The sequence below is a fragment of the Thiospirochaeta perfilievii genome, assembly GCF_008329945.1.
GTDB classification, from domain to species: Bacteria; Spirochaetota; Spirochaetia; order DSM-2461; family DSM-2461; genus Thiospirochaeta; species Thiospirochaeta perfilievii.
Genome location: NZ_CP035807.1, coordinates 2,510,089 through 2,521,888 on the forward strand (window position 1 = coordinate 2,510,089; position 11,800 = coordinate 2,521,888).

Sequence of the window (11,800 nt, forward strand, 5' to 3'; positions counted from 1 at the left end):
GGAAGGCTGTCTTTAAGAATATTTAACCAAAAGTAGCTCTATTTCTTCTTCTCTCGTTTAATTTATATTTTACCTAAAGCTATTATTGTAAGATCATCTTTAAGTGGGTTATCCTCTATAAATTTATTAAAAACACTTGTAATGTGTTCTATCATTTTTTCAGGATTATTCCCTTTAAAAGTTTCAAGACTCTTTATTAAACCTTCCACTCCATATTCCAGGTTTGAACTGTTAGTAGCTTCTGTAATACAGTCGGAATATAGGAGTAACATATCCCCCTTTTGCACTTTAAATTTAAGTACTTGGTGTACTATTAGGTCAAAGAAGACTGTAAAAATAAAAGGAGATATTCCTAATAATAGTATCTTTGTATCACTGTTTTTATTTAGCACTGATTTAAAAATGTAGTAAATTGATTGTATCAGTGGAATAATTATTAAAAGCTGTAGATAGTTTGTAATTGTCCTTAATGTTATATACTCCCTTGGGAAGAGAAGTATAATTGATGGTATAAATAGTACCATCTTTGTAAGAATTATCTGCCACTTCACTTTTTCTATATATAAAAATGTTCTAATGTAACCTACAAAGGCGTAGGTACTAATAAAAACGGAGATAAAAATAATTTTTTGGAAAAATATATAGGATAGTTCCCAATCACCAAAACCTGGAATTTTTGTAATAAAAAAGTTAGTTAAGTATATAGATGTACTAATTGATAAGACTGCAAAATATAAGTTCTCTTTATCAGATTTTCTTTTAAAGTATATTGAGAAGTAGTAGGCCGCAATTACCAAAAGGATAGCGGATATTATTATGTTTATATTAGAGTTTAATAACTCCTGCTTTTCATATATTTTTTCTACTATATCCCTTTGATCTAAAATCAAATCCCCTGTAACAGAACCCTCTCCCGCTACATAGATCTTTATTAGAAGAACATTCTTTCTGTTAGATAGTATTGAAGTTCTTGGTATGGGAAAGTATCTAAACTGATTCCAGTTACTAAAAAACTGGGGAGGGAAATTACCTCCCTCTCCAAGAAATTGACCATTTAAATATGTTTTATCCGCCATTGTAATTCTTCCTAAAAGAAGGGAAATGTCCTTGGATATAAGATGTTTGGGAATCTCAAAACTATTTCTTATCCAGATAAAACCTTCTTGTTTTGGAAGAAGTCTCTCTAAGTTGTCTAAGTTCGCTAAGGGTTTAAAATCTGTTTCACTAATACTTGTATAATATTCATGTTCTTGTCCAAGCTTATATTCCCAGTTCTTATCTATTGTATTTAGGTTATCCAGCTTGGCTGTACAAGATAATAGTAGAGTTGGAAGTAGTACTGCAAATATTTTTTTTATCATCATTAATCCCCCACGACTTTATTTAGATTACGAGGGAATTTTAGAATCGTCAATAAAATATTAATATAATTAATAAATTTAACTATATTAAAGTTTGTTCTGTGCTTAATTAGAAGTAAATAGGGTTGAATAGGGATACTTAGTCCATTAATATTGTTGTATAAGGAGAATAATATGGATAATTATAATTTAGTTAGACCAGAGCATTTAAATCATCATGGAACACTTTTTGGAGGGCAGTTACTTTCATGGGTAGATGAGTGTGCTTGGATGGCAGCAACTAGGGACTTTCCTAAGTACTCCTTTGTTACAAGGGCCATGGATAAAATTGAGTTTAAACACGCTGTTCAAAATGGTTCCATTTTAAAGTTTCACTCTAAGAAATTTAGGGTAGGGAGTTCATCGGTTACATATCTAGTGGAAGTTTATGAAGATAATAGGAGTTTAAATAAGGAGATTTTAGCTTTCTCTACAACAGTTACATTTGTCTCAGTAGATGTTGATGGTAGTAAAATTGCCATTGAATTTTAATATACAAAAGGTCTTAAAAAGACCTTTTGTATCTATTATAAGTAGTTTAAACGTAACCTTGAGACATCATAGCGTTGGCAACTTTAAGGAAACCACCAATGTTAGCCCCTTTTACATAGTTTACAAAACCAGCGTCATCTTTACCATGTTTAACACAAGTTTCGTGTATATCACTCATTATCTGTTTAAGACGTGCATCAACTTCTTCCCTGGTCCATGCTAAACGCATTGAGTTTTGGCTCATCTCAAGGCCAGATACTGCAACACCCCCGGCATTAGCAGCTTTTCCTGGTCCAAATAGAATCTTAGACTCTATAAAAATATCGACTGCTTCTGGAGTTGAAGGCATATTTGCACCTTCACACACTAGATAACAACCATTTTTAATTAGTAGTTTAGCATCATCAGTATTGATCTCATTTTGTGTAGCACATGGAAGAGCAAGGTCACACTTAACTTCCCATGGTCGTTTCCCTTCAAAATACTCAACACCAAATTTTTCAGCATACTCTGAAATTCTACCTCTTCTTGAGTTTTTAAGTTCAAGAACAAAGGCTAATTTTTCACTATCTATACCCTTTGGATCATAAATATATCCACTAGAGTCTGATAGTGTTACAACTTTTCCACCTAATTCAATTATTTTTTCAACAGCGTACTGGGCAACATTTCCTGAACCAGAGATTGCAACAGTTTTACCCTTCATACTCTCTGATTTAGTAATAAGCATCTGTTCTGCAAAATATACAGCACCGTATCCAGTTGCCTCTGGTCTAATTAGAGAACCTCCCCACTCAAGTCCCTTACCTGTAAGAACTCCTGTAAACTCATTTCTTATTCTCTTATATTGTCCAAAAAGATAACCTATTTCACGGCCTCCAACACCAATATCACCAGCTGGAACATCGGTATTTGGTCCAATATGTCTTTGAAGTTCAGTCATAAAAGATTGGCAAAATCGCATTACTTCATTGTCTGATTTCCCTTTAGGGTCAAAGTCAGATCCACCTTTACCACCACCTAGAGGTAGTGTAGTTAAACTATTTTTAAATACCTGTTCAAAGGCTAAAAACTTCAAAATACCTAGGTTAACAGTGGGGTGTAGTCTAAGCCCCCCCTTATATGGACCTATTGCACTGTTCATTTCAATTCTATAACCACGGTTTACCTGAATTTCTCCCTTATCATCAACCCATGGAACCCTAAACATAATAACTCTCTCAGGTTCTATCATTCGTTCTAAAATCTTTGAAAATTTATATTCAGGATTTTCATCTAGAAAAGGCATTAGGGACTCAACAACCTCTTGAACTGCCTGGTGAAACTCAGTTTCCCCTTGGTTTTTTGCAATAACCTTTGCCATAAACTCGTCAACTTTCACATTTGAAATATTAGCCATTTATTTTACTCCATATCTATATTTTATCTGATTTATTATGATATATCATATTTTAGATATTTGTAGATTTGACCTATGATTTTAAGTGAAACACCTAGGGAATTCCGTAATACTCTTAGTAGTCTACAATGTTGTTTCTAATTGCGAACTTTACAAGGTCAACGGATGTTTTCATATTTAGTTTTTGCATTATATGATTTTTATGGGATTCAACTGTTCTTACACTAATAAAAAGCTCCTCGGAGATTTCACTATTGGTATAACTATTTCCCCATAGTTTTAGGACTTCAAGCTCCCTTGAGCTAAGACACTTTATTCCTTGGTTTTCTGTACAACTCTCATCACTTTTTATATTTGTAATATATTTATTAAGTAGAAGTTGAGTTATGGACTTACTGTAGTAGTCATGCCCACTTCTTAGGGTATAGATAGCTTCTAAAAGATCTTTTCTCTTACTATCTTTAGCTAAAAAGCCTTTAGCTCCAGCTTTTATTGTATTTAGAATATTTCCTTCATCTTTTTCTGCAGAGAGAATAAGAAGTTGTAACTTAGGATATTTATTACTTAGCCGGCTAATAACATTCATAACCGTCTTATCTAATACCTGCAGGTGTAGTAGAAGAATGTGTATCTGTTTTAGATCTGTGTCCTCGATTAACTTATCCATATTGTTATATTTTATTAAAACATGAAAGTCTTGAATTGATTCAAGTAGGGTAGAAATACCCTCTTGTATCAGATTGTGTTCACTATAAAATCCTATTTTTATACAATCCATATCTATACATCCTCAATAATTATGGATTTTTTAGATCTACCATCCATAATAACCTTAAGAGGTTTACTAAATCGGATGTGTCTAAAAAAGTTAGTTTTATGAATAACCTCTTCCTTGTAAAGTCTATCCCAATTAATAAACTCTGCATTTTTCTGATTATTTACAGAGAAGTAACCAATGTTCATTGAAGTAACATTATGAAAGAAGTGGGATCCTAGGGAGGAATCTAGAGGGAAGTTATCTAAACTTATCTCTACAATTATTTTGGCGTATGAAATTTGAGCCCAATTAACGGGAATTCCTAGGAACTGATCCCTTGTTCCCCATCTTCCTGGGCCAATTAGAATATAAGGTCTCTTTTCATTCATCATTACACGGTTTAAGTACTCTATCTCCTCAACCATCTCTAGGGTCTTCATCTTATCAAATAGATCTTTATCCACATATATTACATCACATATATTGTCTATTTCACCGTTACCTAGGCTTGTTTGGGTGTAGAGTAGGGATTCTGACTTTTTGAACTGGTCAATATCGAAGTGTATAAAATTACTACTATCTACCATAGGTTTAGTTTGTAGTAGGTAAAAAGTAGGAACCCCATTTTCCGCTTTATTTAGATCCACAGCAAACTCAATCTCTACTGGAGAACCTAGGGACTCTTTTAGGGTATTTAGTAGAATTTCCAGGGTTTTAGCTAGGGGTATATAGTTGTATTTAAGAATGTTTGCAAAATTAAGTATTCGTGGCCCTGGGGTTGAGAGACCAGGAACAACTCTATCATTTTGTTGGTCATATACTGAGGCGCAGTGTTTAAGTGACCCATGTTTTTCAGCTTCACTAATATTAAGTAGGGTAAGGGATGCAAGCTCTCCATCAACAGCATAATCCATATTTTCCCTTCGACAATCTAAGGCGTAAAACTTAACCTGGGAGCTATTTATTAAGTCCTTATTGGAGTACATATCGACGTTAGGGTATTTAGGAGAAAATCTGTAGGAATTCATCCCCTCTACAACGTAACTACCAAGACCAAGGGCTGTCATTGCAAAACCTTCCTCCGGTTTCATGTGGGCTACAGGGTAGTAGTTATAGGAGCATGCTGTTCCACTAATATGGGGGTAGTAATAATCATCATATTTATTTCCTACAAGCTCCTGAAGAATAACGGCCATCTTTTCATCCTCCATTCTATGATGAATAGCCTTATAGTATCCCTGGGCTTCATCGGAGAATACCGAGGCAAAAACAAGCTTTATACTCTCTTTTAACTTCTCTAGGGTAAGTGTTTTATTTTCCCTGTTATTAGGTAGTATATAGGTATGATAAACACCGGCAAAGGGCTGGGTAAAGGAGTCCTCTGATAGACTTGAGGATCTTACGGCTATTGGATTTTTTATCTGACCAATAAATTTAAATAGTTTATGTTCTAGGCCAGAGGATAGTTTCCCAGCTAGGAATGCTAATTTTATATCATGAAAACTACGTCCCTTACTTATTACCTTATCGTAGAGCTTATTTCTGCTAATAAAAGTATCAAACTCCTTGGTTCCTATAATAGCTGTCTTTGGAGTTCTAATATTTATCTCACTGGATATAGTTGAGAAATCTGAGTTATATATTAGGGTATTTATAAATGCTAATCCTCTACCTTTTCCACCAAGGGAACCACCAGCAATTGTTACAATATTTTTTTCAGTAAATTTTGTATCCTCTTCAAATCTAAAAACCTTACCCTTTTTTTTCTCTGCCTGATAATCTCCAATAATATTTAATAGGTACTCCCTAGTTAAGGATATATTATCTAATGACTCTATTCGCATAGGATTAATTGTTTTCGCAAGGGTAATCTCCCCCCTGGCCATTAGCCAAATAGAGTATTGGTTCTGGGTAGCATGTAGGTAGAAAGTTTCATCAGGAACAACTCTAAGTTGCTTTTCAAACTCCTTAAGGGTTCGAGCTTCTGCTATTTTTTTACCATTTAGATCCTGGAAAATAAAATTCCCAAAGCCAAGGTATGCATTGAGATATTTTTTTAGATCATTTAAAAGTGTATCCGAGTTTTTGTTAATAAAAAAAACATCTAGATCATCAGCTTGTTGTTTGTTTTTACCATTAGAAGATTGTAAAATTATTGGTAGTTTCATTTTGTGGGATTTAACATGTTTTATAAAATCTATACCAGCGTTCTTGTCAAGCTGTCCCCCATGGTCAAACTCTATATCCGATATAACACATAGAAGGTAGTCCCTATACTTGTTAAAAAGTTGCATAGCATCTTCATAGTTTTTAGCGAGTAGGATTTTAGGGCGGGATCTCATTTTACAAATTTTATCCAGCTCCTTCTTTTCAACCTCAGGTAGAAGTCTTTGTACCTGTCCAAAAACTATACCGTATAACATTGGTAGATATTTTGAGTAGTATAGGCACGAATCCTCAACCATTAATATTACCCGAACAAGACCAACCTTTGTATCATTTTCAACATTTGTCATATCTTCCTTAGATTTTACAATTGAAAAAAGAATCTCAGAGTCTCCATTCCAGAAAAAGAGATTATCCAAGGAGTTTGTTGAGGCTACCTTATCCTCAAAGTGTTTAATATTACTCTTTTGGTTTATTAGTAGATAAATTGGTAGGGAGGGTCTTTTATTCTTTATCTTTTCACTTAATAAAACCGGAGCTTCCCTATCTAATCCTGCCATTAAAATAACAAGGTCGAAGGACTTTGAGTCTAACATCTCAAGGGCTTCTTCCGATGTGGTTACTCCTGTTATTCTTGGTAGGGAGAAAAGACTATACTGATAGATCTCCCCCATAAAACGTTCAAAAAAACCATCTTCATTCTCTAGAATAAAAGCGTCGTAGAAAGTGGATACAAATAGTATCTCCTTAACTTTATACTTCATCATATCCAGGTATATATACTTATCAATAACTTGCTGGTTAAAGTACTGTTGCAGAGGTTTTTTATTTGTTGTTAGTGTTTTTTTATACTCTTCAGGTTTTTCAACCTCTCTTTTTTCATGGATATTGCTTCTAAAGATATCCCTACCCTTATTGTCGTTAAAATAACTTGTTATTAGCTTTCCTATATTAACTAAAAGATCCCTCTCTTCTTTAAGAAAAGGGCCTTCATATGCTTGGGGGAACTCTTTTAAATAAACAACCCTAATATAACCTTTATTATTATCTATTGTAATAAAGTTCTCATCCTGGCTCCAGGTTGTCTCTTTGTAGCCTGGGGTTATATAATCTCTACCCTCGTAATGGATCTTAACAGCGGTATACTCTGGGTACTGCCAGGAGACCTGTAGAATAGAGATAATTTTTGACATAGTTTCATCAACTGGTTTACATTCAGAAATAATCTTAGATGTTCTATTTATGGCTCTAAGTTCCTTAAGACGCTCATTGTTTTCTGATATTAGCTTTTTTAAAATATTACTACCGGCTGTTCCAGATATTAAGTGACTAAGGTTAATTAGTAGGTCCCGTTCTTCTTTTAAAAAAGGTCCTTCATCCTCTGTAGGGTACTCTTTTAGTAGAAAGACTTCTATCTCTCCCTTCTGGCTTCCTGGGCTTTCAAAACTTTGACGTTGAACCCAGATACTCTCTCTAAAGTTTACACTTGTAAAAATCATTTTATTAAAATTTATTCTTACAACTGTATCTTCAGGGTGTTTCCATGCCTCGGGGAGGATGTTACAAATCTCCTGTAAAGACTCCTCTATAGAGGCACTATTTTTAAGTATTTCGGATGTTTTATTAAGTCCCCTTAACTCTTTTAGTCGTTCAGTATTTACTTCTAAAAGAGTTTGAAGGGAGTTATTTGTATATGCCCCGGATATAATTGAAGCTAAAACATCTAAAAGGGATTTTTCTTCTTTTAAAAATGGTCCAAAATCTGAAATAGGGAAATCTTTTAAGTAGAATATTTCAAGAGTACCCTTCTTTTTATCTGGGGTTTCAAAGCTCTTTTTAAGTGACCAAGAAGTCTCTTTAAATTTTCGACTTGTAAATATCTTATTATCAAAATAAATTCTAGCTACTGTAAATTTGGGGTATTGCCACGCTTCGGGAAGAAGATCACATATCTCCTGGAGGGAGTCTGTAAGCGTTGGGTTTTTCTTTAGTATCATATTGGTTAGATGGATGCTGTTAAGCTCTTTTACTCTCTCATTATGATCATAGTATAGGTTGTTAAGCTCCATCTTAGAGATATAACCTGTTATTATTGTGGTTAAAATTGTTAGTAGTTTTTTATACTCTTTTGCTTCCTTACTTAATTCCTCTTTGTAATAGAGTTTAAGGGAGCCTTTTTTACCTTGGGATAGGTTTAGTATTAATTTGTCAGAGTATTGGGTTTTAATAAAACCTATGCTTTTATACTTTGAGGAGGGGGTTGTTAGAATACTGGATACAATATCGACTCTACTTAACAGTTTTGGCAGTTGGTCTACAATTTCCTGGAGAACTATCTCCATTTGTCGCTCAGTTGTTGTAAGTGCAACCACAGTGTTTAGACAGTTAAGAGACTCTTTTTTAGTAAAAATATCAGTAAGCATTAAGATAACTCCACTCTTTGTTATAGTTTAAAATAATTATAGCATCTATTTCTATATCCCAAAAACCTTATTAAGAAAAACTATAGCAATTAAAATAGGGGATATAAATTTAATCATAATCATAAATACTTTACTATATTTACTAGCATAAACCCCCGAGCTTGAGATTTCATCCTTAACATCTGACTTTTTCATTACCCAACCAACAAATATAGATACGGATAGGGCAACAATTGGAAGCATCCAGTTTGCTGTAAAATAATCTACAAAGTCAAATAAGTTCATATTTTTTATAGATATTGAACTAAATATAGAGTTTGGACTCATAGATAGAGAGAATACTGTACCTATTATTATTAATGCCAAAACAACAATAATTGTTGATTTTTTTCTGTCTAACTTACTATCCTCTGAAACATAGGCAACAGTTACTTCTAGTAGAGATACTGTGGAAGTTAGGGCTGCAATTGCTAATAAAATAAAGAATAGTAGCTGGAAGAAAAAGCCTCCAGCCATCTGATTAAAAATATTAGGTAGTGTAATAAAAACTAAACCAGGACCTGATGCGGGTTCAATATTAAATGCAAATACAGCTGGGAATATTGCTACTCCTGCTAATAGAGCAATAACTGTATCAGCAATAGCAACTTGAACAGCAGTAGTTCCAAGGTTTACATCCTTTTTTATATATGAACCATAGGTAAGCATAATACCCATACCTAGACTTAAGGTAAAAAATGCGTGACCTAGTGCTTCAAGAACCCCATCCCTGGTTAATCTTGAGAAATCTGGTTTAAAGAGAAACTTAAGTCCCTCTGATGCCCCATCTAAAGTAACGGCTCTAACATTTAAAATTAATATAATTATTAATAAAAAGGGCATTAGTATTTTAGATGCCTTCTCAATACCGTTATGTACTCCTAAAAGAACTACTGCTCCTGTAATAACCATAAATATTGATTGAAAAATAATTGGCTCTACTGGATTAGTTATAAAACTGTTAAAAAGAGAATCTATGGTTTCAACACTTTTACCAGAAAAACTATTTGTTAGGGAAAGTTTTACATAGTTTAATGTCCAACCAGCAACAACTCCATAAAAAGCTAATATAAAAAAAGATGTTCCCATAGCTAGAGCTCCTGGTATCTTCCATCCCTTTAATCCTGATATTTGGGAAAAACTATCTACAGCATTTTTATTACTTCTTCTACCTATCAACATCTCTGAAATTAAAATTGGTAGACCTATTAAAACAATACATATTAGATATACAAGTAAAAATGCACCACCACCATTTTCTCCGGTTATATATGGGAACTTCCATATGTTCCCTAGACCAATTGCAGAACCAGCAGCAGCTGCTATAATACCAAACTTGGATGAAAAACCATCCCTCTCTTTTATCATAATAATATAAACCTCAAAAAACAATGTCTGAATATTATATCGGTAAAAACTATATAATGCAAACATATCTAAATGTTTAAAAGCGATATACTTATTTAATTTGGCTATATTCTTTTATTTAGAATTTTATGCATATGGTTAAATGATTATTTATTTGCAGTTTAGTTGTTATATTGACGTTTATCGTATTATGTCTTTGATATTGTACGAATATATTATGTGTAATATGTGAAGTCTAGGTTATTAGTATAATAAGAGAGGTTGCTACTTAACAGATGATCTTTAGTTTTTACGATAATAACAAAATTAAATTTCTCGAATATTTTGTGTAATCCATCTCTAATATACGTACATTTATTATATTAAAATACATATTGCGCAAAAACATAGATAGCATATAGTATACATGTATGGAAAAATTAGAGAAAAAATATGGTTTCTGGACTACTAGTGCCATGGTTGTAGGTATTGTTATAGGTTCAGGAGTTTTTTTTAAGGCTGATGATGTATTAATTGCATCTGGGGGGTCACTTCCTATTGCACTTCTAGCATGGTTTATTGGTGGAGCCATAATGGTTGTAACAGCCTATGTTTTTTCTAAAATTGCATCAAAAATAGAGAGGGTAAACGGTATCGTTGACTACTTTGAAGAGGCTTATGGAAACAGGGCTGCTTTTAATATTGCATGGTTTATGACTACAATCTACTACCCATCTCTTGTAAGTGTTCTATCATGGGTCTCTGCTAACTATACATGTGCTTTAACTGGAAATCCAGATCAAGTTTGGTTTCTTGCCTTTTTTTATTTAGTTTTATTCTTTTTAGTAAATTTAGCTTCTCCAATTATTGCAGGTAGACTTCAGGTCTCTACAACATTAATAAAGCTTGTTCCTCTGTTAGCAGTAGGAATCATAGGTACAATAGTAGGTCTAGTTAATGGTCAGACAGTTAGTAGTTTTGCAAATACGGCACAAAATATAGCAGGAAAGCAGGGTGGTTTAGCTCTTGCATCACTATCTACAGCATTTGCCTACGAAGGCTGGATTATAGCCACAACAATAAATGCAGAGATTAAGGATGCAAAGAAGACTCTGCCTAGAGCATTGGTCTTTGGAACTATATTAATAGTAGTAGTCTACATGCTCTACTATGTAGGAATTGCTAGTGTTATGCCTAATAGCGATGTTATATCCAATGGAGATAATACATCCCTAGTTGTAATAACCACCCTTTTTGGACCTCTCTCTGGGACACTTTTAACGGTTTTTGTAATAGTTTCATGCCTTGGAACTTTAAATGGTTTAGTAATGGCATCCTCAAGGGGGATGTACTCTATTGCAGTTCGAAATATGGGATTAAAACCAGAAATCTTTTCAAGGGTTAATAGTAGGACCAATAGTACTTTATATTCTGGAATTTCAGGTTTTGTATTCAGTTTTATCTGGTTGGTAGTGTGGTATGGAAACTTTAATAACTGGTTTTCAGGGTTTTTAGATATATCAGAACTACCTATAGCCTTCCTATACTTTGTCTATTTAAGCCTATATTTTTGGTTTATGAAGAACTTTAAGGACGCAAATACCATAGACAGATTTGTAACTCCAATCCTGGCCACAGCCGGTTCCCTATACATTATATGGGCAGCAATACATAAGGATATGTTTATAACATTCTCTGTTATAATAATCATAATAATGTTAACTGGTAATATTATTAATAGAAAAAAATCCTTAGCTTAACCTTAGATCTTTTTAGG

Annotated in this window: 7 protein-coding genes; 2 read left to right on the plus strand and 5 right to left on the minus strand. The window is 33.5% G+C overall.

From position 1 onward, the window contains the following. Positions 1 to 62: 62 nt before the first annotated feature. Positions 63 to 1,364 carry a SpoIIE family protein phosphatase gene (locus EW093_RS11490; RefSeq protein ID WP_149568548.1) on the minus strand — a complete coding sequence of 434 codons (1,302 nt, stop codon included), beginning with the start codon at positions 1,362 to 1,364 and terminating at the stop codon, positions 63 to 65. A gap of 171 nt (positions 1,365 to 1,535) precedes the next feature. Between EW093_RS11490 and EW093_RS11495 the strand changes: the two genes are divergently transcribed. Beyond that, complete coding sequence (locus EW093_RS11495; RefSeq protein ID WP_149568549.1) at positions 1,536 to 1,892, plus strand: acyl-CoA thioesterase; 357 nt, start codon at positions 1,536 to 1,538, stop codon at positions 1,890 to 1,892. Between the two features lie 46 nt (positions 1,893 to 1,938). Here the strand turns inward: EW093_RS11495 and gdhA are convergent, their stop codons facing one another. The 4 genes from gdhA to EW093_RS11515 form a co-directional block, all read right to left on the minus strand. Next, positions 1,939 to 3,291, minus strand: a complete 1,353-nt coding sequence (gene gdhA, locus EW093_RS11500; RefSeq protein ID WP_149568550.1) for an NADP-specific glutamate dehydrogenase — start codon at positions 3,289 to 3,291, stop codon at positions 1,939 to 1,941. A gap of 115 nt (positions 3,292 to 3,406) precedes the next feature. Further along, a complete protein-coding gene (locus tag EW093_RS11505) occupies positions 3,407 to 4,069 on the minus strand; it encodes a LuxR C-terminal-related transcriptional regulator (protein ID WP_149568551.1) in 663 nt (220 codons plus the stop codon). Positions 4,070 to 4,071: 2 nt separating this feature from the next. Beyond that, positions 4,072 to 8,637 (minus strand): PEP/pyruvate-binding domain-containing protein, encoded by a 4,566-nt coding sequence (locus tag EW093_RS11510; RefSeq protein WP_149568552.1) that lies wholly within the window; start codon positions 8,635 to 8,637, stop codon positions 4,072 to 4,074. Between the two features lie 51 nt (positions 8,638 to 8,688). Next, a complete protein-coding gene (locus EW093_RS11515; RefSeq protein ID WP_223111601.1) occupies positions 8,689 to 10,068 on the minus strand; it encodes a sodium-dependent transporter in 1,380 nt (459 codons plus the stop codon). Positions 10,069 to 10,454: 386 nt separating this feature from the next. Between EW093_RS11515 and EW093_RS11520 the strand changes: the two genes are divergently transcribed. Continuing rightward, positions 10,455 to 11,783 (plus strand): APC family permease, encoded by a 1,329-nt coding sequence (locus EW093_RS11520; RefSeq protein WP_149568553.1) that lies wholly within the window; start codon positions 10,455 to 10,457, stop codon positions 11,781 to 11,783. The last annotated feature ends 17 nt before the right edge of the window (positions 11,784 to 11,800 follow it).